The 22,833-nt window shown below is 51.5% G+C and carries 19 protein-coding genes; 8 read left to right on the top strand and 11 right to left on the bottom strand.

What is annotated here, in order from left to right; translation table 11 throughout:
- Window positions 1-19: 19 nt before the first annotated feature.
- Entirely contained in the window at window positions 20-1,402 is a 1,383-nt protein-coding gene (locus BL249_RS01440) for a T6SS phospholipase effector Tle1-like catalytic domain-containing protein (protein WP_099705376.1), read from the top strand.
- 532 nt (window positions 1,403-1,934) lie between these two features.
- Here BL249_RS01440 and fis read toward each other — a convergent pair.
- From fis to acuI, 11 genes are all read right to left on the bottom strand, one after another.
- A complete protein-coding gene (gene fis, locus BL249_RS01445; RefSeq protein WP_000462905.1) occupies window positions 1,935-2,231 on the bottom strand; it encodes a DNA-binding transcriptional regulator Fis in 297 nt (98 codons plus the stop codon).
- A 25-nt stretch (window positions 2,232-2,256) separates the two neighbouring features.
- The gene (gene dusB / locus BL249_RS01450) at window positions 2,257-3,222 is read right to left on the bottom strand and encodes a tRNA dihydrouridine synthase DusB (protein WP_099705377.1); all 966 of its coding nucleotides are present in this window, start codon (window positions 3,220-3,222) and stop codon (window positions 2,257-2,259) included.
- A 345-nt stretch (window positions 3,223-3,567) separates the two neighbouring features.
- On the bottom strand, window positions 3,568-4,449 hold the full coding sequence (prmA, locus tag BL249_RS01455) for a 50S ribosomal protein L11 methyltransferase (RefSeq protein WP_099705378.1): 882 nt from the start codon (window positions 4,447-4,449) through the stop codon (window positions 3,568-3,570).
- Between the two features lie 16 nt (window positions 4,450-4,465).
- A complete protein-coding gene (panF, locus tag BL249_RS01460; RefSeq protein ID WP_099705379.1) occupies window positions 4,466-5,911 on the bottom strand; it encodes a sodium/pantothenate symporter in 1,446 nt (481 codons plus the stop codon).
- On the bottom strand, window positions 5,895-6,143 hold the full coding sequence (locus tag BL249_RS01465; protein ID WP_099705380.1) for a YhdT family protein: 249 nt from the start codon (window positions 6,141-6,143) through the stop codon (window positions 5,895-5,897). Before BL249_RS01465 ends, panF begins: the two co-directional genes overlap by 17 nt.
- A gap of 78 nt (window positions 6,144-6,221) precedes the next feature.
- On the bottom strand, window positions 6,222-7,568 hold the full coding sequence (accC, locus tag BL249_RS01470; protein ID WP_099705381.1) for an acetyl-CoA carboxylase biotin carboxylase subunit: 1,347 nt from the start codon (window positions 7,566-7,568) through the stop codon (window positions 6,222-6,224).
- 11 nt (window positions 7,569-7,579) lie between these two features.
- Complete coding sequence (accB, locus tag BL249_RS01475) at window positions 7,580-8,050, bottom strand: acetyl-CoA carboxylase biotin carboxyl carrier protein (RefSeq protein WP_099705382.1); 471 nt, start codon at window positions 8,048-8,050, stop codon at window positions 7,580-7,582.
- 20 nt (window positions 8,051-8,070) lie between these two features.
- Window positions 8,071-8,523 carry a type II 3-dehydroquinate dehydratase gene (gene aroQ, locus BL249_RS01480; RefSeq protein ID WP_099705383.1) on the bottom strand — a complete coding sequence of 151 codons (453 nt, stop codon included), beginning with the start codon at window positions 8,521-8,523 and terminating at the stop codon, window positions 8,071-8,073.
- Between the two features lie 224 nt (window positions 8,524-8,747).
- Window positions 8,748-9,350, bottom strand: coding sequence for a protein-methionine-sulfoxide reductase heme-binding subunit MsrQ (gene msrQ / locus BL249_RS01485; RefSeq protein ID WP_099705384.1), 603 nt, complete (start codon window positions 9,348-9,350; stop codon window positions 8,748-8,750).
- Window positions 9,351-10,358 carry a protein-methionine-sulfoxide reductase catalytic subunit MsrP gene (msrP, locus tag BL249_RS01490; RefSeq protein WP_099705385.1) on the bottom strand — a complete coding sequence of 336 codons (1,008 nt, stop codon included), beginning with the start codon at window positions 10,356-10,358 and terminating at the stop codon, window positions 9,351-9,353.
- A gap of 129 nt (window positions 10,359-10,487) precedes the next feature.
- A complete protein-coding gene (gene acuI / locus BL249_RS01495) occupies window positions 10,488-11,465 on the bottom strand; it encodes an acrylyl-CoA reductase (NADPH) (protein ID WP_099705386.1) in 978 nt (325 codons plus the stop codon).
- A gap of 228 nt (window positions 11,466-11,693) precedes the next feature.
- On the opposite strand from acuI, the gene csrD reads away from it, so the two are divergent.
- From csrD to yhdP, 7 genes are all read left to right on the top strand, one after another.
- The gene (csrD, locus tag BL249_RS01500; protein WP_099705387.1) at window positions 11,694-13,634 is read left to right on the top strand and encodes an RNase E specificity factor CsrD; all 1,941 of its coding nucleotides are present in this window, start codon (window positions 11,694-11,696) and stop codon (window positions 13,632-13,634) included.
- A gap of 328 nt (window positions 13,635-13,962) precedes the next feature.
- Window positions 13,963-15,006 (top strand): rod shape-determining protein MreB, encoded by a 1,044-nt coding sequence (gene mreB, locus BL249_RS01505; protein ID WP_099705388.1) that lies wholly within the window; start codon window positions 13,963-13,965, stop codon window positions 15,004-15,006.
- A gap of 116 nt (window positions 15,007-15,122) precedes the next feature.
- Window positions 15,123-16,268, top strand: coding sequence for a rod shape-determining protein MreC (gene mreC, locus BL249_RS01510; RefSeq protein ID WP_099705389.1), 1,146 nt, complete (start codon window positions 15,123-15,125; stop codon window positions 16,266-16,268).
- Window positions 16,265-16,753, top strand: a complete 489-nt coding sequence (mreD, locus tag BL249_RS01515) for a rod shape-determining protein MreD (protein ID WP_099705390.1) — start codon at window positions 16,265-16,267, stop codon at window positions 16,751-16,753. Before mreC ends, mreD begins: the two co-directional genes overlap by 4 nt.
- Before the next feature lie 8 nt (window positions 16,754-16,761).
- Complete coding sequence (locus BL249_RS01520; protein ID WP_099705391.1) at window positions 16,762-17,343, top strand: Maf family protein; 582 nt, start codon at window positions 16,762-16,764, stop codon at window positions 17,341-17,343.
- Between the two features lies 1 nt (window position 17,344).
- Window positions 17,345-18,814 carry a ribonuclease G gene (gene rng / locus BL249_RS01525; protein ID WP_099705392.1) on the top strand — a complete coding sequence of 490 codons (1,470 nt, stop codon included), beginning with the start codon at window positions 17,345-17,347 and terminating at the stop codon, window positions 18,812-18,814.
- 177 nt (window positions 18,815-18,991) lie between these two features.
- Window positions 18,992-22,831: an AsmA2 domain-containing protein YhdP gene (gene yhdP / locus BL249_RS01530; RefSeq protein WP_099705393.1), complete on the top strand. Its 3,840-nt coding sequence runs from the start codon at window positions 18,992-18,994 to the stop codon at window positions 22,829-22,831.
- The last annotated feature ends 2 nt before the right edge of the window (window positions 22,832-22,833 follow it).

A 22,833-nucleotide genomic window follows, 5' to 3' on the forward strand; every position in this document is an offset into this window, starting at 1 on the left:
GCATTCATAGGATTGAAAGATGATTAATTCAGTAAGAAATAATGAAGAAGAACAGAGTGTTAATATCAGAATTGGCATTTTCTTTGATGGTACAGGATTGAATGCAAACAATCTGATTAAAAATAAATACGCTGACGACTATAAATACAGCAATATTTATCGGTTATATAAATACTACGGTGATAGCACTGAGAACACTACACGGGATGCCACGCTTAAAGTCTATGTTGAAGGGGTCGGCACAAAAGACAATGAAGAAAGTCAATGTATTATAGCTATGGGGGTCGACTTCGGTCAGTTTGAGGGCTGGGGAGTATTTGCAAAATATGAAAATGCTGTTGCGGGCGCAGCCAAACAACTTGCTGATTTCTTAGAGGATAAAAAAATAGAGTGTTGCCAGTTAAACATTGAATTTGATGTCTTCGGTTTCAGTCGTGGTGCTGCGATTGCTCGTCATTTTACTAATAAAATTGCTCAGCATGATAGATGCTTTATGGAAAAAATTAATCGGGCTATTAGTCCCTATAATTGTTTTCTGCAAAGTAGCCCGTCGGTAAATTTTCTTGGACTTTTTGATACGGTTGCTTCAGTATGGTCAGTTGGTATGTGGGGTGTTTATGATCCCCATGACTATGAGGGGAATACTAATCATCTTGAAGTTAATCTTCCACCAAACGTAGCTCGTCAGGTATTCCAGCTTACAGCAATGCATGAATGCCGTTATAATTTCCCGTTGAGTAGTCTGGAAGGGTATTATCCTCAGCTTGAATTGGCGGGTTGCCATAGCGATATTGGTGGAAGCTATGACATTTGTGTGGAAGAAACATCAGCAATTACTGAACTTGTTAAGTATCTGCCATGGGAAGAAACGGTCATTAAGCGTTTAACCGAAGAAATGAACTTACTCAGGGAAAATGAAAAATGGCGAGTGTTAATGAGTAATTGGTTCCCTGTAAGTAACTTAGTTGGCTCCTGGGCAGACGTCACGAAAATAGTTAGGGGAGAACTACAGTATGTTGCTTTATTAGTGATGTTTGAATGTGCGCAACGACATGGTTGTAAATTTAATCAGGATATTTTGCAGTATGAGGATAAGATTGAGGGGGAATTGAAACCATATTATATAGATGCAATGAATAATATGATGATGGCTCTTTTAGGGGAAGAGGCTAAAATATCTCAGCAATTAGTTGATGATATTACGGAAAACTATGTTCATCTTTCATCTACCTGGTACCATGATGGTATCAAGGAGCAACCAGTTGATAATCATAGTCACTTTATTGAGTTTCGGAAACTGCGTGACGATAACTACATAGAAGAAAAATTCAATAAAGCCTGGCCTATGCGACCTGAAAAAAACTGGGAAAGAACGGTTTATTTTAATAATCAGCCATTATAATCCGGATTTTTTAACGAGATAATCTGCATCAGCCCGCTTAATTTAGTTCATTAAATTAGCGGGCTTTGCCTGTAATGTGGCATTTAAAGCATGGCATCTTCAGCCATCAGCCATCAGCCATCAGCCATCAGCCATCAGCCATCAGCCATCAACCTGATAATGCCATCGATGACCGCTAAAGCGGTTTCCTTTGGACGACGAGGATCCGCTTCTGAGATTATTTTGCAGTGATAAGGGCTTTCCATCATTGCCAATCAATCTCAGGCACGTCTTGCAGATGAAAGGTCTGCATGACCGGTATTCGGACTAAAAAATTGCGCCTTGCCTGAAGGCGATGGAACAAGGGTTTAATGCCAAACCGGGAAAAGTACCGGGACTGGGGAACAACGCTTGAGGAAAAGCATCGTTAAGCAAGCTGGGCAGACGGCTAAAGCTTTGTTGATAGGATATAGGATGGGCTTAAACAGATACCAAAAAGGCGCTTTGCAGGTTATGCAATGGCGCCTTTTTCAATGTATTTACTGAAGATAAATCAGTTCATACCGTATTTTTTCAGTTTTTTACGCAGAGTACCGCGGTTGATGCCCATCATCAGGGCTGCACGGGTCTGGTTGCCACGGGTGTATTGCATCACCATGTCCAACAGGGGCTGTTCCACTTCAGCCAGTACCAGCTCATAGAGGTCATTGACATCCTGACCATTCAGTTGAGCAAAATAGTTCTTCAATGCCTGCTTGACCGAATCACGCAGGGGCTTTTGGGTTACCTGATCCTGAGAGTTAACGGTAGATACGGTCAGTACGTCAGAATTCACGCGTTGTTCGAACATAGTTCTGTCAGCTCTTTATTTCTGTTTACGCAAGTTTTTCGAAGTATGCCTCCAACGCCTCCAGCTGTTCGCTGGCATCCTCAATGGCGTTGAATGTGCGCCGAAACTGGTCATCTGGTGCGTGTTCCTGTAGATACCAGGACACGTGCTTACGGGCAATACGATATCCTTTAGCCTGACCGTAAAAGTCATGTAGCTCACGTATATGTCCAATAAGCAAGCGCTTGACTTCAGCTAGTGGCATCGGTGCCAGCAGCTCCCCAGTGTCCAGATAATGCTGGATTTCCCGGAAGATCCAGGGTCTTCCCTGAGCAGCACGTCCTATCATCAGGGCATCTGCCCCGGTGTAGTTAAGTACCGCTCTGGCTTTACGCGGGTCAGTTATGTCGCCATTCGCAATGACCGGAATAGCAACGTTCTGCTTAACTGTCCGAATGCTGTCGTATTCTGCCTCACCATTAAACAAGCAGGCGCGGGTACGCCCATGAATGGTTAAAGCCTGAATGCCACAACGTTCAGCCAATTGGGCAATCTCAACACAATTACGGTTTTCGCTATTCCACCCGGTACGAATTTTAAGCGTAACGGGTACATCAACCGCGTTAACCACCGCTTTCAGGATAGAAGCAACAAGCGGTGGATACTGCAGTAAAGCAGAACCAGCCATCTTGCGATTCACCTTTTTGGCGGGGCACCCCATGTTAATGTCGATGAGCTGAGCGCCAGAGGCTACGTTTATGCGCGCTGCTTGCGCCATCTCATCAGGATCGCAGCCGGCAATTTGCACGGCCCGAATACCGGATTCATCACGATGCACCATACGCAGACGAGATTTGTCGCTGGCCCAGACTTCAGGATTGGACGACAACATCTCCGAAACGGTCATGCCGGCTCCCATCGCGTGACAGAGCGTTCTGAACGGTCTGTCGGTGATGCCTGCCATAGGCGCGGCGATCAAACGATTGTGAAGCTGGTGATGTCCTATGCGCATGTACAATGTGACCATAGTGTGTCCACAAGGCGGCGTATATTACGCATTTTTCACGCAAGATGAAAGGCCAAACTTTGAACAATTCCTGTTGACAGATCAATGTAATAGCCGCTGAGCCAAATGACATTTTACAATCGCTATTGATAACAACGGGTTAGCTTTATACGCTGAAATTGTGAGCAAAAATTTTTCTTTGAAAGAATCGAATCGCCGAATAATCAACGCCCTGAAGTGCCGCTGGCGTTACATCTGTCGCTGAAATTTTCCGCAAAAATAAGCGCCGTGATGTCCCGTTTAACCGCCGTTCTATCCGCTTTGTTCTATGCCGGCAACGCAGCAGGATAATTAGCGTCTTCTGCCGGTAATACGACACCACTCCTCTTTTTCTGTGACGGGATCAAGGTCAAAAAGGTCCTGATAGGCTTCACTGACGCTCGCCGCCTGGCTGGCCAGAATACCCGATAACCCGAGATAACCCCCTTTATCCGCTAGCACGCTGATAAGGGGAGCCAGTTCGCGCAGCGGGCCTGCAAGAATATTCGCGACAACCACCTCGGCGTGCAGATTGTCTGGTTGCTGATGTGGCAGATAAAGTGCCAGGCGCGAGGAAACACCATTGCGTTGTGCATTGTCCCGGCTGGCCTGAATAGCCTGTGGGTCGATATCAATACCAATGGCCTGCGCGGCGCCGAGCTTGAGTGCGGCAATGGCCAGAATGCCTGAGCCACAACCAAAATCTATGATGGTTTTTCCTGCTAAATCAAGACTATCCAGCCAGCTAAGGCACAGTGCAGTGGTGGGATGAGTACCGGTACCAAAGGCCAACCCCGGATCGAGCATGACGTTAACGGCGTCAGGATCGGGCACATCGCGCCAGCTGGGGCAGATCCACAGGCGTTGGCCAAAACGCATCGGGTGGAAGTTATCCATCCATTCGCGTTCCCAGTCTTTATCTTCAATTTGTTCGATTTTGTGGTGAAAGCCTTCACCCAGTAACGGATGTGCGGACAGTGCGCTCACAACCTGTTCCATAGGCGCTTGTGCATCAAATAAACCGATAACGTCGGTATCTCCCCACAGCCGGGTTTCGCCAGGCAACGGCTCAAAAACCGGCGTGTCGTGGGTATCCTGAAAGGTGACAGAGACCGCACCTTGCTCAAGCAGAGCATCACCAAGGGTTTCGGCCTGAGTGCCGGTGGTGTTAATCCTCATCTGTATCCAGGGCATAGTTTTCTCTTTTCCGTCAGACGGCCGGCGGCGATGAAGCTGCCCGGCCAAAATAGTTAGCAATAATAAACATTAGCAGGCTGAAAGCCAGTGAAGGCACGATGGGGTGAAACCCCCACAGCTGCAGATGAAAACTGGCCAGCAGGGTATAGCTCAGGGCACCAGCAATCAGGCTGCCCAGGGCCCCGGCGGCGTTAGCATTTTGCCAGTAAAGTCCGAGCACTAATGGCCAGAGGAAGACAGCCTCGAGACCGCCAAACGACAGCAGATTGAGCCAGATGATCATTTCCGGCGGATGCCAGGCGGCTAACAGCAGCAGTATACCTTGCAGCAGCGTCGCCAGCGCGGAAATACGTTTCAGACGTGTTTCATTCGCCACCTGCTGCGGGGCGACACGCAGGTAAAGGTCCTTGATGATGGTGGCTGATGATTGCAGCAAATGGGCATTAACTGATGACATAATGGCTGCCATGGGTGCCGCGAGAAACACCCCCGCAGCCCAGGGCGGCAATACCTGGATCATTAACGTTGGAATGACCAGGTCAGGAACTTTCAGGTCTGGCAATACGGCTCGTCCCAGCGCGCCGGCCAGATGCATCCCCAGCATCAATACTGAAACCACAAGGGTGCCGATAAACATGCCACGATGCACAGCTTTACTGTCTTTATAAGAGATACAGCGCACCGCCGTATGGGGTAAACCGATCACGCCAAAACAGACCAGTACAATGAATGAACCAAGAAAGGTGGGCGTAATAATATTATCTGCGCCGCCGGGCATAATTAACTGCGGATCAATTTGCTGAAGTTTGCTCATCGCCTGGCCGGTTCCGCCTGCCGCATGGATCACGGCAAACAGCAGCAGAAAGGTTCCTGCCAGCATTACCAGCCCCTGCATTGCATCATTTAACACGCTGGCACGAAAACCGCCAAAAGCCGTGTAAAGCGCGATAGTGACGCCAAAAATAAGCAATCCGCTATTGTAGGGAATACCGGCGGCGGTCTCCAGCAAACGGGCGCCACCAATAAACTGCACCGTCATGGCACCCATAAAAGCAACCAGCAGGCTCAGACTGGCCAGCCAGACCAGCAACGCGCTGCCATAGCGGGCATAGAGCATGTCGTTGAGCGTCACGGCGTTATAGCGCCGCGCCAGAATGGCAAACTTTTTTCCCAGTACGCCAAGTGAAAGCCAGACGGTAGGGACCTGAATCATGGCCAGCAGTACCCAGCCAAGGCCATATTTATAGGCAGCGCCCGGGCCACCGATAAACGAACTGGCGCTGATATAGGTGGCCGCCAGCGTCATTGCCAGCACAAAGCCGCCCATTGAGCGCCCGCCGAGGAAATATTCATGGAGAAAATTGCCTTCGCGCCGTTTACGCATTGCATACAATGACAACCCGGCAACCAACAGCAGATAAGCCAGTAGCGGCAAAATGACCTCAAGTTGGCGTGTCATGACTCTCCTCCAGCGGCATCTCCCGGAACACACAGCGGATCATCAGCCAGCAAAGAAACATAAAAAGTACAGGGACCCACAGACAGGAAAGTTCAAACCAGCGTGGAAGGCCGGTAATGCCAGGTTGTGTACCGGCAAGCCAGGCGGTTAAAGCCCACAGGATAAGATAGGCGACCGCCAGCCAAAACGACCAGCGAGCTTCTTTATGTGCCTGAATAAAGCGACTGTCCATCGATTTCACCTTGCAATGGGCCTAAAGAAAAAGGCCGGAAAACCGGCCTTTATCCAGGATAGCGTTACCGGGGTAGCGCTATTCGCTAATGCCTAACTTCTTCTCCAGATAATGGATGTTTGTGCCACCTTTCTGGAATTTTTCGTCAGCCATAATTTTCATTTGCAGCTCAACATTGGTCTTAATGCCATCAATGATAAGCTCAGCCAGCGCGTTTTTCATCCTGGCGATGGCTACTTCCCGGGTATCGCCGTAGGTAATCAGTTTACCGATCATGGAATCGTAGTATGGCGGCACGGTATAGCCGGCATAAATATGCGATTCCCAGCGAACGCCAAAGCCACCGGGGGCGTGGAAGCGCGTGATTTTGCCCGGACTCGGCAGAAAGGTGTTAGGATCTTCAGCATTGATACGGCATTCTATCGCATGGCCTTTAATCCTGACTTCGTCCTGCTTGAGTGACAGCGGTTGCCCGGCGGCAATACGCAACTGTTCTTTAATCAGGTCCACGCCAGTGATCATCTCCGTGACCGGGTGTTCTACCTGAATACGGGTGTTCATTTCAATGAAGTAGAACTCACCGTTTTCATACAGAAACTCAAAGGTGCCCGCACCGCGATAGCCAATTTCAATACAGGCGTTGGCACACCGCTCACCGATGAATTTGCGCAACTCCGGGGTGATGCCCGGTGCCGGCGCTTCTTCAACGACTTTCTGGTGACGCCGCTGCATTGAACAGTCGCGTTCTGCCAGGTAGATCGCATTTCCCTGACCATCGGCCATCACCTGAATTTCAATATGGCGCGGGTTTTCGAGGTATTTTTCCATGTAGACCATATCGTTATTGAAGGCAGCTTTGGCCTCCGCACGGGTCATATTAATGGAGTTTTCCAGCTCTTTTTCCACGCGGACAACGCGCATTCCCCGTCCGCCACCGCCGCCAGACGCTTTAATGATCACCGGATAGCCGATTTTTTTCGCGATTTCACGGTTTTTATCCATATCATCGCCGAGGGGGCCGCCGGAACCCGGTACACAGGGAACGCCGGCGCTTTTCATGGCGTTAATGGCGGAAACTTTATCGCCCATCAGGCGGATAGTTTCTGCTCTTGGGCCGATAAAAATAAAGCCAGAGCGCTCCACCTGCTCAGCAAAATCGGCGTTTTCAGATAAGAAGCCGTAGCCTGGATGGATGGCCGCAGCGCCGGTAATTTCTGCCGCTGAAATCAGTGCCGGGATATTCAGGTAACTTTTTACTGACGGCGGCGGGCCGATGCACACCGTTTCATCCGCCAGCAGCACGTGTTTCAGGTCACGGTCGGCGCTGGAGTGCACGGCGACAGTTTTAATGCCTGATTCTTTACAGGCGCGGAGGATCCGCAAAGCGATCTCGCCGCGATTAGCTATGACAATTTTATCCAGCATGGTACGCCTCGTTATTCGATGACGACCAGCGGCTCGTCGAATTCAACAGGTTGGCCGCTTTCGACCAGAATGGCTTTCACCACGCCAGATTTATCAGCTTCGATCTGATTCATCATTTTCATAGCTTCAACAATACACAGGGTATCACCTACATTAACTTTCTGGCCGATTTCCACAAATGCCCTGGCATCGGGGCTTGGGGTGCGGTAGAAAGTGCCTACCATCGGAGAACGTACAATATGTCCACTCAGCTCTGTGCTGGCTGGGGCTTCCGCTGCCGGCGCGGCGGCAGGGGCAACCGCGCTGGCAAGCGCCGGCTGCGGCTGGAACTGAGGCGCATAAGCCTGTTGCATAACAGGGTAGCCAGTGTTTACCGGGGCGCGACTGATGCGAACTGACTCTTCACCTTCAGAAATTTCCAGTTCAGCGATGCCTGATTCTTCAACCAGTTCGATCAGTTTTTTAATCTTACGAATATCCATGAAGGGGTTCCGTACTTGGTTTATTTGGAGTGTTGCAGACGTTTGACTGCCGTTTGTAACGCCCATGTATAGCCGTCAGCACCGAGCCCGCAGATAACGCCGGAGGCGATATCAGAAAGGTAGGAGTGATGACGGAACGGCTCACGCGCATGTACATTCGACAGATGAACTTCGATAAAAGGGATGTTAACGGCCAGCAGCGCGTCGCGTAACGCAACGCTGGTGTGCGTAAAAGCTGCCGGGTTGATAATAATGTAATCAATGTTACCACGAGCTTCGTGAATGCGGTCAATGAGCTGATGTTCCGCGTTGGACTGGAAATGGCTCAGCGTTGTATCCATACTGGCGGCGAGTTCGGTCAGCTGGCTGACAATCGTGGTTAACGTGGTGTTGCCATATTTGTCTGGCTCACGGGTTCCCAGCAGATTGAGGTTAGGACCGTTCAAAAGCAATATGTGGAAATTCATGGTCATCTTGCTGCCATCTCCTGCGATAACACGAGCATCGCACAAAATACCTCGCGAAAAGCCATTTGTCACCTTTAACTGTAAAAAAGGCGCTTTTCTGACGAGTAAAAGCGGGCATTATAACGATATCAGTACAATTAGCAGCTAAATACTGGTCTTATCAGCGAAGATAATCAACCTCATCCAGGCCATCAGCCGCATGGACTAGCTGATATGCCGTATGGCACACATTATTGCAACCATTTATGAAATTTTTTCCAACGCCAGGCTAACAGAAGCAGGGCGAAAGCGGCATAAATCAGCGGCTGTGGTGAGAGTATTTTCACTGACCAGATATAATGGATTGGCGCGAGTATTACCACAAAATAGAGGGTATTGTGCAGTTGCTGCCAGCGCGTGCCTAATTTGCGCTGTGCGCGCTGGAACGAGGTGAGCGCCAGCAGTAGCAGAATAGACCAGCTGATAATGCCCAGCGTCAGATAAGGCCGCGAAACCAGCTCTTCTCCCAGCAGATCAAGATGGCCGATACCAAGTTCCAGCAGCGCATAACTGATGAGATGGAGACTTGCCCAGGCGAAGCACCATAGCCCCAGCAGGCGTCGTAGCCGAATCAGAAGCGGTTGTTTAATATAACGTGCCAGTGGCGTGACCACCAGGGTGGCCAGCAACAGCTTGAGCGCCATCCGACCGGTAAAATGCTGAATGTCTTTTGCCGGATCGGCGCTGAACCCGCCCTGATTTACCGAGATAATCAACCATATAAACGGCAGAAAAGCAGCCAGGTGCAGCAGAACTTTTAGCCAGCCAATTTGTTTTGCATTCAGTCTGCGCACTTAAAAGTTCTCCCGCAGATTTAATCCGCGATATAGCGAGGCAACTTTATCGGCGTAACCATTAAACATCAGGGTTGGCTGACGCTTAACATCAAGAATACCCCCAGGGCCAATAAAGCGTTCACTGGCTTGTGACCAGCGGGGATGGTCAACATGGGGATTTACATTGGCGTAAAAACCATACTCATCAGGGGCTGAAAGATTCCATGTGGTGGCAGGTATCTCTTTGACCAGCATGATTTTGACAATAGATTTAATCCCTTTGAAACCATATTTCCATGGCACAATCAGGCGGATAGGGGCACCATTCTGTGGCGGAAGCGCTTTGCCATAAACCCCGGTCGTCAGAAGTGTTAACGGGTGCATGGCTTCATCCAGCCGTAATCCCTCGGTATAGGGATAAGATAGCCCACCGCCAATAAATCGATCCTGCTGTCCGGGCATCTGATCGGGGGCAAAAACTGTCTGAAAAGCCACATATCGCGCGTTGCTGGTGGGTTGCGCTGCTTTCAGTAACTTGCCAAGCTCAAAGCCTATCCAGGGGACAACCATCGACCAGGCTTCGACACAGCGCATGCGGTATATACGCTGTTCATAAGGAAAACGCCTGGCGATGTCGTCCATATCCAGTGTTAGCGGTTTTGCGACTTCGCCGCCAATTTCAATTTTCCAGGGATCGGTTTTCAGGCTGCCGGCATTGGCTGCCGGGTCGGCCTTATCCAGTCCAAATTCATAAAAATTATTATAGGCCGTGACTTTTGCTTCCGGCGTTAGTGTCAAATCTGCCTGATATTCTCCGGGCTGGCTGAATGTCAGTTTTTTACCTGCTGGTGCCTGAGGACGATCGTGGCCGCTAAACCATGACAGCACATTGGCCTGAGCCATGCCCGGCAAACTCAACGCCGCAGCGCTCAGTCCCAGTGTTTTTAGCAGCTGACGGCGGTTAGCATTGAAAATGGTTTCTGGCGTGACGTCATTTTCGGTCAATTTACTGAAGTGTGTAGGCATGACGATCTCCGGTTAAATCTGCCAACGGCGAGTAAGCATCAGATCAATCCATCGATCGGGTGAACCTTTAAGCGTAATTAATAAAGCCTGCGCAGTGGCCGCATGCCGGCAGCGACCATGCGGAAAATGTTAGCGAATTTTGACCAGTGTGCGGCCGGCAATACGGTTTGCCAGCAGATCCTGTGCGGCCTCAACCACCTGCGCCAGTGTCACTTCGTGCCCGGCCAACGGATAAAAAGAGGCCGGCAGGTTTTTCACCAGCCGTTTCCAGACATTGGCTCGTGCTACGCCTGGAAAATTAACTGAATCAATACCTTGCAGGCGAACGTTGCGCAGAATAAACGGCATCACGCTAGCAGGAAGATCGGTACCGCCAGCCAGTCCGCAAGCAGCAACCACACCACCATAATGAATCTGCGTCAGCAAATTAGCCAGTACTTTGCCACCGACTGTATCAATGGCCCCTGCCCAGCGTTGTTTTTCCAGCGGCCGGGTATCAGCACTTAATGTTTCCCGGCCGATAATCATCTGCGCTCCCAGCTGTTGTAGCAGCGGATGCGTGCTGTTGCGGCCGGTCATGGCGCAGACGCGGTACCCGAGGGCATGCAGTAACGCAACGGCAGTGCTACCTACGCCACCGCTGGCACCGGTAACCAGAATTTCGCCGCTTTGCGGGGTGACGCCACCTTCTTCCAGCGCCATAACACATAACATTGCGGTAAAACCAGCGGTACCAATAATCATTGCTTTACGGCTGTCGAGGCCTTCTGGCATAGCCACCAACCAGTCGGCTTTAACCCGTGCCAGTCCGGCGAGACCGCCCCAATGGTTTTCACCCACGCCCCAGCCAGTCAGGATAACCGACTGACCCTGATGAAATCGAGGATCGCTGCTGTGTAACACCCGCCCGGCAAAGTCAATGCCCGGCACCATCGGAAACTGACGAACCACTTTCCCTTTGCCAGTAATGGCCAGCGCATCTTTATAATTGATGCCTGACCAGTCCACTTCAACCGTGACCTCACCGGCAGGCAGATCGTCTGCGGAAATGGCACACAAGCGCGCGTGGGTCTGTCCGTTGTGCTGTTCCAGTAATAATGCTTGCATAAGAATCCCCCGAAAACAGGTAATAGCCAGCGAAAATGAATATTAACAAACTATACTGGCAGAAAATTCTATTCAGTGTGATATGGGGCAAGCCAGGGGAAGAAAGTTATGGTATTTTCCCTGCGACTACCGGCTTTATACATTGCTGACAGGCCATCATTGCACTGACTCACTGGACTGAGTCCGACAGGTGATGTTCTCCGAACCGCAGCGAATACAGGCACAGGGATGCGATTAACCACTAAACTTTCTGCGTTTATAACATTTCTTAGCGTGCTGGCTGTGCTGCTTATGCTGGTGGGCTGCCTTGGCAGTTTCTTCTGGCTGGGTACGCAGCGTATTGAGAAACGGGTAAATCTCATCGCGATGGAAGTCGATGCGGCTTTGCAGCAGCAACAGATTGATCAGATAGGCGGCTGGTTGCGTAAGATGATGTTACCCATGCAAATTGTGCGAATCGATCTGGTACAGCAGGATAAAACCCTGATGCAGGTGATGCAGCATCAGGATTTGCTGATAAAAGATGCGCCAAATCGCTATGCTGAAACCCGTATCAGATTGAAAAACCATCCTCAGCTTGAGCTGCGAATTTATTGGTTGGATACCCTGAAAACCTGGTTCAGATCGCTAATTGGCACGTCGCTGATGGTGGCTGTTGGTATTGTTACGTTGCTGATGATGATTATCCTGCTGGTGGCAAATCGCTGGCTTTACCGGCAGTTAAAAGGCATGGAGCAGCTGGAAGCACGTGCCGGGCGTATCCTCACCGGTGAGCGTGGCAGTGTCGAACAGGGATCGGTTCATGAGTGGCCCCCGCGCACCAGCAGTGCGCTTGATCTGCTGCTGGCCGATCTGAGAGAAGCCGGCGACCAGCGCATCCGTATTGACACGCTCATCCGCGCGTTCGCCTCTCAGGATGCGCGAACCGGCTTACACAATCGCTTATTCTTCGACAGTCAGCTGGCTAACCTGCTGGAAGATCCTGAAAATGTTGGCACGCATGGCGTCGTTATGATGATCCGCCTGCCCGACGTGGAGTCTTTCCGTGAATACTGGGGAGCGCACCGGATTGACGAGTATCAGTTTGACGTTGTGAATATGCTTTCCACCTTTGTTATGCGCTATCCTGGGGCGTTACTGGCGCGTTATTTTCGCAGTGATTATGCGGTACTTCTGCCTCACCGGACGTTAAAAGATGCCGACAGCATTGCTGCTCAGTTGATCAATGCAGTGGATTCTCTTCCCCCTACGCGTGTTATCGATCGCAATGACATGATTCATATTGGTATTACTGCCTGGCATAGCGAACAGACCACCCAGCAGGTTATGGACAGCGTCGAACAGGCGACGCGTCATGCTGCCCTGTTGGGAGGGAATAACTGGTCGGTGGGTGAGGGTACATCGCAAATCCTTGGGCGGGGTAGCGTGAAGTGGCGCACGCTGCTGGAACAAACGCTCAATCGTGGTGGACCACGGCTGTATCAGAAGCCAGCGTTGATCCGCGATAATGTGGTGCATCATCGTGAGATGATGCCGCGTATTTTTGATGGTGAAAAAGAAGTACTGTCGGCGGAATATCTGCCGATGATCCAGCAGATGGGCATGGCAGAGAAGTATGATCGGTTGCTGGTAAGCGGTATTTTGTCGTTGCTGGATATCTGGCCGCAGGAAGCACTGGCCGTACCAGTAACCATTGATTCGCTGTTACAGCGTTCATTTCTTCACTGGTTGCGTGATGCGCTACTTCAATGCAGCATATCGCAAAGAAAACGTATTTTATTTGAACTTGCAGAGGCTGATGTGTGTCAACACATCAGCCGGTTGCAGCCAATTTTTAAGTTTTTATATGGCTTTGGCTGCCGGGTGGCGATTAACCAGGCGGGGCTGACGGTAGTCAGTACCGCTTACATCAAGCAGTTTTCGATTGAGTTAATCAAGCTTCATCCGGGGCTGGTAAGGAATATCGATCGCCGGACGGAAAATCAGCTGTTTGTCCAGAGTCTGGTGGATGTTTGTGCTAAAACGCCGACCCGGGTGTTTGCTGCTGGTGTCCGAAGTGCGCAGGAATGGCACACCCTGGAAAAGTTGGGTGTTTTTGGTGGTCAGGGCGATTTTTTCGCTGCGACGCAGTTAGTAAATCGCAACAGCAAAAATATTCGCCCGGAATGAGAAGGTTACACTGTCGGCAGGCACAATTTGACGTAGAATAGCCGCGCGGCTGTGGTCTCCGGAAAATTTGGTCGGTGAGCCAGAGCGAAACCGAAAAAGATGTTAAATTTTATAACAGTCATATTCGCTTCTCTTCCAGCCCGGCAAAGAAAAGTGGTGCAAATAGGGTCCGGTTCATTTTAAATGGATCTAAGAATTATCTTAGATAACGGATCTGGTGGTTTTTTCACCAAATCAGGTCGATTTTGCGCCTTGTCGCTGTTGCGCGTGGTTGGTAAAGTAAGCGGATTTTAAATTCCGCCTCCAGCTTGCAGGATTATCCTTTAGTATGTTTAAAAAATTTCGTGGCATGTTTTCCAACGACTTGTCCATTGACCTGGGTACTGCGAATACCCTGATCTATGTAAAAGGGCAGGGCATTGTCCTCAATGAGCCTTCAGTCGTTGCTATCCGTCAGGACCGAGCAGGTTCGCCTAAAAGCGTGGCTGCTGTCGGTCACGATGCTAAACAAATGTTGGGCCGCACGCCCGGTAATATCGCCGCGATTCGACCGATGAAAGATGGCGTCATTGCGGATTTTTTCGTCACTGAAAAAATGCTGCAACACTTCATCAAACAGGTTCACAGCAACAGCTTCCTGCATCCAAGCCCGCGGGTACTGGTGTGCGTGCCTGTGGGTGCTACCCAGGTTGAACGCCGTGCCATCCGTGAATCTGCACAGGGTGCCGGCGCGCGTGAAGTGTTCCTGATTGAAGAACCCATGGCAGCGGCAATCGGTGCTGGCCTGCCGGTTTCTGAAGCTACTGGTTCCATGGTGGTTGATATCGGCGGTGGGACGACAGAGGTTGCCGTGATCTCGCTGAATGGCGTGGTTTACTCTTCTTCAGTTCGTATTGGCGGCGATCGCTTTGATGAAGCTATTATTAATTATGTCCGTCGTAATTATGGTGCCCTGATTGGTGAAGCGACCGCTGAACGCATTAAACATGAGATTGGCTCCGCTTATCCCGGCGACGAAGTGCGGGAAATTGAAGTACGCGGACGTAATCTGGCGGAAGGCGTGCCACGTGGATTTACGCTAAACTCGAATGAAATTCTTGAAGCGCTTCAGGAACCACTGACGGGAATCGTCAGTGCCGTCATGGTGGCACTGGAACAGTGTCCGCCGGAGCTGGCTTCCGATATCTCCGAGCGCGGCATGGTGCTGACCGGTGGCGGCGCCTTGCTGCGTAACCTTGATCGTCTGCTTATGGAAGAGACCGGAATTCCGGTAGTCGTTGCTGAAGACCCGTTGACCTGTGTGGCACGGGGTGGTGGTAAGGCATTGGAAATGATCGACATGCATGGCGGCGACTTGTTCAGCGAAGAATAAGTCGTTTGTACCAGGCTGTGTGCGTCACGACGGTAATGGGTCCGTGACCGGAGAGAGGCCACAGCCTGGGGCGGTTTAACCGCCCTTTTCTTGATGTCGAGGAATACTCACCTTTTATGAAGCCAATTTTCAGCAGGGGCCCTTCCCTGCAGTTACGCCTGTTTTTAGCCGTGCTGGTGGCCATTGTGGTGATAGTGGCAGACAGCCGGTTGGGGGCCTTCTCCCGTATCCGTACCTATATGGATACCGCCGTCAGTCCTTTCTATTTTCTGGCCAATGGTCCTCGTCAGCTGCTGGATAGTATTTCTGGATCGCTGACATCGCGCCAGCAGATGGAGCAGGAAAATAGAGCCCTGCAGCGTCAACTTATATTGAAAAATAGCGAGCTGCAGCTGCTTGGGCAGTACAAGCAGGAAAATGCCCGGCTGCGTGAACTGCTAGGGTCGCCACTGCGTCAGGACGAACACAAGATGGTGACCCAGGTTATCTCCACCAGTACCGACCCTTACAGTAATCAGGTGGTGATTGATAAAGGCAGCGTTAATGGCGTTTATGAAGGCCAGCCGATCATCAGCGATAAAGGGGCGGTGGGGCAGGTGATTGCCGTCGCAAAGTTTACCAGCCGTGTATTACTGATTTGTGACCCGTCTCATGCGTTACCGGTGCAGGTATTGCGCAATGATATTCGGGTCATTGCTGCTGGCAATGGTTGTACGGAAGATCTGCAGCTGGAACACCTGCCAGGTAACACGGACGTCCGCGTCGGCGACGTCCTGGTCACTTCCGGACTGGGCGGACACTTTCCTGAAGGGTATCCGGTTGCGGTAGTTTCATCGGTTAAAGTTGATACACAACGTGCTTATACGGTGATTCAGGCTCGCCCGACCGCAGGCTTACAGCGCTTGCGCTATTTGTTATTACTGTGGGGGGCCAATCGCGATGGGTCGGCGCCAATGTCACCGCAGGATGTACACCGGGTGGCCAATGAACGTTTGCTGCAGATGATGCCGCAGGTATTACCGCCGGCTGGCCTGATGGGACCACCGGCTCCGCCCTCTGCAACTAATAACCTGCAGCCGGGCGTGACGGCGGTTCCTGACAGCCGGCCGGCAGGAACCGGCAATCAGAGTGCGCTACCGCGCCGCGCTGCGGCGCCGGCAGCAGCGCAGCAGAAGCGTCCGCGGTCATCTCCACGCGACGGCATTCGTCCTTCCGCCACCACGATGCCCGGGCCGACGAATGTGCGTGGAGGCCAGCCTTGAGCGGTTATCGTAGCCATGGTCGCTGGGTTGTCTGGCTGTCCTTTTTATTTGCGCTGATATTACAAATTATGCCCTGGCCGGATCAGTTTTATATGTTCCGTCCCTCATGGTTAATGCTGATTATTATTTACTGGACGCTGGCATTGCCTCACCGGGTTAGCGTCGGTACCGGTTTTGTAATGGGTGCGATAATGGACCTGATTTCAGGTTCAACCCTCGGCGTGCGAGCACTGGCGTTAAGTATTATCACCTACCTGGTTGCCTTTAAATTTCAGCTCTTCCGCAATCTTGCGCTCTGGCAGCAGGCGCTGATGGTCATGGTGCTTTCTCTGACGATGAACGTCATCGTTTTCTGGTCGGAATTTCTGGTTATCAATGTCTCATTCCGACCGGAAATTTTCTGGGGCAGTCTGGTTGATGGTATTCTCTGGCCCTGGCTATTCTTATTAATGAGAAAAGTCCGACGTCAGTTTGCAGTGCAATAAGGATATCTATGACCTCCCTTTATCTGGCTTCTGGCTCGCCGCGCCGCTATGAGTTACTGACTCAGCTGGGGCTGGCGTTTCGCCGTCTGAATACCCATGTGGAAGAGTGCCGTCAGGTGGGTGAAACCGCGGAACAATATGTCAGGCGACTGGCGCGTGACAAAGCCTGGGCCGGTGTTGCCGTGGCGCCACAGGATTTACCGGTATTAGGCGCAGATACTATCGTGGTACTCAATGGTGAGGTGCTGGAAAAACCAGCCGATGCCCGGGTGGCAGCACGGATGCTTGGTGCGCTCTCGGGTCAGACCCACCAGGTAATGACGGCCATCGCCTTTGCCGATCAACAGCATTGTCTGGAAACCATGGTGCTAACGGAAGTGACGTTTCGTCATCTGAGTGCCGATGACATCGCGCGCTATATTGCCAGTGAGGAACCGATGGATAAAGCCGGTGCTTATGGTATTCAGGGGCTGGGGGGTAATTTTGTGCGTAAAATTAATGGCAGTTATCATGCGGTAGTGGGACTGCCGCTGGTTGAGACCGCTGAACTTTTCAGCCAGTTTCAGTCGCTGCGTATGACAGGAGAGTAACATGACAGCTGAGTTGCTGGTCAATATTACCCCTTCAGAAACCCGGGTCGCCTATATTGACGGCGGGATCCTGCAGGAAATCCACATTGAACGCGACGCCCGCCGCGGGATCGTGGGCAATATCTACAAAGGCCGTGTCAGCCGGGTTCTGCCTGGCATGCAGGCGGCCTTTGTCGATATTGGGCTGGATAAAGCGGCGTTTCTTCACGCCTCAGATATCATGCCACATACCGAGTGTGTGGCAGGTGAAGAACAGAAAAATTTTGCCGTCCGGGACATTGCGGAGCTGGTTCGCCAGGGACAGGATTTGATGGTGCAGGTGGTCAAAGATCCGCTGGGCACCAAAGGCGCCCGCCTGACGACAGATATTACCTTGCCGTCGCGCTATTTGGTGTTTATGCCGGGGGCGTCACACGTCGGCGTTTCACAACGTATTGAAAGTGAGAGCGAACGCGACCGGCTGAAAGCCGTGGTGCAAGGATACTGTGACGAACTGGGTGGTTATATTATCCGTACGGCGGCAGAAGGGATTGGCGAGCAGGAACTGGCTTCTGACGCGGCTTTCCTCAAACGACTGTGGACAAAGGTGATGGAGCGGAAAAAGCGTAACCAGACCCGCTGCCGCCTGTATGGTGAGGTGGCGCTGGCTCAACGTATTTTGCGCGATTTCGCCGGTGCCAAACTGGATCGGATCCGGGTGGATTCGCGTCTGACGTTTGAACAGCTGGTTGAGTTTACCAGTGAATATATTCCTGATATGACCGGCATGCTCGAGCACTACAGCGGTAAACAGCCGATATTTGATCTTTATGATGTGGAAAACGAGATCCAGCGGGCGCTGGACCGTAAAGTCGAGCTGAAATCCGGCGGTTATCTGATCATTGATCAGACCGAAGCCATGACCACGGTTGATATTAATACCGGGGCATTTGTCGGTCATCGTAATCTCGATGAAACCATTTTTAATACCAATATTGAAGCCACGCAGGCCATCGCCCGCCAGCTGCGTTTGCGTAACCTTGGCGGTATTATCATTATCGACTTTATCGATATGAGTAATGAAGATCATCGCCGGCGGGTTCTCCATTCGCTGGAGCAGGCGCTCAGTAAAGACCGGGTGAAAACCAGTATTAATGGCTTCTCTCAGCTAGGGCTGGTGGAAATGACGCGCAAACGTACACGTGAAAGTATTGAACACGTGCTTTGTGGTCATTGTCCGGTATGTAAAGGGCGCGGTACGCTTAAAACGGTTGAAACAGTGTGCTATGAAATCATGCGCGAGATTGTGCGTGTGCATCATGCTTATGATTCCGATCGCTTTTTGGTTTATGCCTCCCCCACGGTGGGCGAGGCGCTAAAGAGTGATGAATCACACGCGTTGGCGGAAGTAGAGCTGTTTGTTGGTAAAGAAGTTAAAGTACAAATTGAGCCACTCTATACCCAGGAGCAGTTTGATGTGGTCATGATGTAATGACCGCGCAGGTAAAAAATCCGTATTCTGGCCCAATTCCGGACGACGGGCTTAAATGCCGGTAATGAAATGCGCTAAACTGGCGGCTCCTGCCCGAATAGGCTTTACCAGCATGGTGCGCAGAGATAAAAACAAGCGAGCCAGAGGGTAAGTATTACGCTGGACAAGGAGAAGGGAGTGAGGCAACCGCCGCGGATATTGTTACTGACCTGCGCTGCGATTATCGTCATAGTGGCTTTAATGGTGAGTGCGTTACGCCTGGCGATGCCAATGCTCAACAGCTGGCGCCAGCCGATTCTCCATACCCTTTCTTCGCTATCTGGCCTGCAAATTAATGCCAGCGAGCTTAACGGACGCTGGGAAAATTTTGGCCCGTCGCTGACCATTCATGACGTACAGGTGGCCATGAAAGATGGCGGTGAACTGAAAATTTCACGCGTCAACCTGGCTCTTAATATCTGGCAGTCGCTGCTGCATGGTCACTGGCAATTTCGCGACCTGACGTTCTATCAACTCAATCTGAAAACCAACACCCCGTTAACCGGTGGTGATGATGACACGCGTCATTTTCAGCGTGATCACATCAACGAGCTATTTTTGCGGCAGTTTGACCATTTTATCTTGCGTGACAGCCAACTGAGCTTTCCGGCACCTTCTGGCCAAAGGTTAACGCTGGCAATGCCAAGCCTCACCTGGTTTAATGAAGAAAATCGCCATCGTGCTGAAGGGGAAGTCAGCCTGTCGAGCCTTAACGGGCAGCATGGCGTTCTGCAGGTGCGTATGGACCTGCGTGACAGCAATGGTTTGCTCAACAATGGCCGGATTTGGATGCAGGCGGATGATGTTGATGTCCGGCCGTGGTTGGGCCAGTGGATTAAAGATCATACTACTCTGCAAAAAGCACGCTTCAGCCTGGCAGCCTGGGTCAATCTGAAAGATGGCGATATTTACGATGGCGATCTCTGGCTGAGACGTGGCGGTGCCAGCTGGCAAGGCATCGGCGGCGTTCACACCTTGCAGGTGGATAATCAAACCGCCCACTTTGGGCGTATTAATAGCGGCTGGCAGCTGAGCTTGCCTCAGACCCATCTGATGACGGATGGCAAAGCCTGGCAGCAGGGACGATTTGATGTGCTCTGGCAGCCAGAAAATAATTTTTTGCCCGGTCCAGCCCACGCTGAAGAGCTGCGCATTCGGGCAACAAAACTGGATCTTGCCAGTCTTGAACCGCTGATTCCGCTGGTCAGCCGGCTTTCACCCCAGCTGATGAAAAACTGGCAGCAACTGCAACCACGCGGACAGCTGGAAACGCTGGCGCTGGATATTCCACTGAGTCAGCCTGAGCGAACGCGTTTTCAGGCGCGCTGGAAAAATCTCAGCTGGCATGCCTGGCAATTGTTGCCAGAAATGCAGAAACTGAATGGTGAACTGAGTGGCAGCGTGGCAAATGGTCAGCTTTATCTTTCGCTGCCGGAAACGACAGTGAATTATCAACAGATGTTTAAGGCACCCCTACAAATCAACGCGTTTTCCGGCCGTTTTAACTGGCAATACGGTGCGCAGGGACTCAACCTGTCTGGCGAAGATCTTGATGTGCAGGCGCTGGCGCTAAGCGCGCATGGCAACTTCAGGTTTGAGCAGCCGACGAATGGCGCGCCGCACCTGGCTATTTTGTCCGGTATCAGCGTCAGCGATGCGCGCCAGGCGTGGCGTTATTTTCCTCAGCCTCTTATGGGTAAATCGCTGGTAGATTACCTGACCGCGGCTATCCAGGGCGGAAACGCGGAAAATGCCACATTACTGTTTTCCGGCGATCCCGGGCAGTTCCCATTTAAGCATCATGAAGGGATGTTTGAGGTGGCGGTACCGCTACGCAATGCCACCTTCGCCTTTCAGCCCGACTGGCCGGCTATTGCTAATCTGGCAATCGATCTCGATTTTATCAACGACGGCCTGTGGATGAACGCGCCGCAAGCAATGCTAGGTAAGGTTCAGGCAACAAATGTGTCCGCAACTATTCCGGATTACAGTAAAGAACGTTTGCTGATTGATGGTGATTTGCGCGGTCAGGGTGCAGACGTCAGTGATTATTTCAATCAGTCAGCTTTACGTGAACAGCTGGGAACTGCCCTTAAAGAATTACCTATTGGCGGCGAAGTGAGTAGTCGCTTACATCTGGATATTCCGCTTGACCACCGCTTGGGGATAGTACGTGCTACCGGTGATGTCATGCTGCAAAATAACAGCCTGACAATTAAGCCAGTAGGGATGACGTTAAATCACCTTAGCGGACGCTTTCGTTTCAACAATGGCTCACTTGATAGTGAACCCATGCGTGCCGACTGGCTTGGCCAGCCGCTGGATATTCGTTTTAATACCCGGGAAGGTGCCAGTAACTTTACTATTGGTGTTGATCTGGCAGGCAACTGGCAGCCGGGCGCGCTAGCCGGGCTGCCGCCTTCCTTAAAAAGCGCACTCAAAGGCAGTGCGGCCTGGCAGAGTAAAGTAGCGGTTGACCTTCCGCATCAGGGACACAGCAGCTACAAAGTCAGCATTAGCAGTGATCTTAAAGGTGTAAGTAGTTACTTACCTTCACCGCTGGATAAGAAAGGGGATCGCGCATTTCCTGTTGAGATTAATGCATCAGGGGATATCCACCAGTTGACGGTCAGTGGCCGCGCCGGCAGGACACAATTTTTCAACAGCCGCTGGTTACTGACGAAGCCATTACGCATTGAACGCGGGGTCTGGCTGACAGAGGCTAAGGCGGTTCCGCCGCTGCCGGCTTCCGCCGGCATGGTACTGAATTTGCCTGCACTGGATGGCGATAGCTGGTTGTCATTATTGCGTTCACACAATGCTGCCACAGGCAGTAAATACGGCAGCGCCGCAAGCCATAGCATGTTACCTGCAACCTTACCGTTACCGGAAAATCTGAAAGTTTCGACACCATTGCTTAAACTGGCTGGCCAGCAGTGGCATGCGTTGACAACGACGTTTACCCGCCGTTCGTCAGCCGCATGGCAGGTACAGGCTAAAGGGCAGGAAATTGATGGCACCTTGCTGGTGGCCGCAGAGGCGCCATGGGACGTTAACCTGCAATATTTGTATTATAATCCGCAGTGGCCTGCGGGGAATAATGAGGCCTCTCCATTGTTTGCGGTCGGTGACAGGGTTGATTTTAGTCGCTGGCCGGCACTACGAATTAACTGCCAGCAATGCTGGTTACGCGGCCAGAACTTTGGCCAGATTCAGGCGAGACTGGCACATAGTGCTGACACCCTGACCCTCAGCCAGGGCATTATTGATACCGGGAAAGCGCGGTTGCAGATCAACGGTGAATGGGTCAATCGTCCGGAAAATCCGCGTACTTCACTGCAAGGTAAGCTCAGCGGTAAAAATATTAATGACGCGATTAACTGGTTCGGGGTTGACTCGCCCGTCCGTAATGCCTCTTTTAATATTGATTATGATTTGCACTGGCGCTCAGCCCCCTGGCAGCCTTCTGTGCCGACGCTGAGTGGCACAATAAAAACCCAACTGGGTAGTGGGGAGATCGCCGACGTCAGTACCGGCCGCGCCGGGCAAATCTTGCGTCTGTTTAGCGTTGATGCGTTGCTACGTAAGCTGCGGCTGGATTTCAGCGACTCTTTCAGTCAGGGCTTCTCTTTTGATGCGATCGACGGCAGCGCCTGGATTGAAAACGGGGTGATGCATACCAATAATCTGCTGGTTGACGGTCTGGAAGCGGATATTGCCATGCAGGGCAGCGTGGATCTGGTTAAGCGGCAGCTTAATATGGAAGCGGTTGTTGCCCCTGAAATTTCCACCACGGTCGGTGTGGCCACCGCCTTTGCGGTCAATCCGGTGGTGGGGGCTGCGGTGTTTGCCGCCAGCAAGGTGCTGGGACCGCTATGGAGTAAAATATCGGTGCTGCGTTATCACATCAGCGGCCCGCTTGATAAACCGAAAATTGATGAAATACTGCGTCAGAACCGGTCTGGTGAGGCGAAGTGAAT

It is taken from the genome of Erwinia sp. OLFS4 (genome assembly GCF_002752165.1).
Classification (GTDB): Bacteria; Pseudomonadota; Gammaproteobacteria; order Enterobacterales; family Enterobacteriaceae; genus Izhakiella.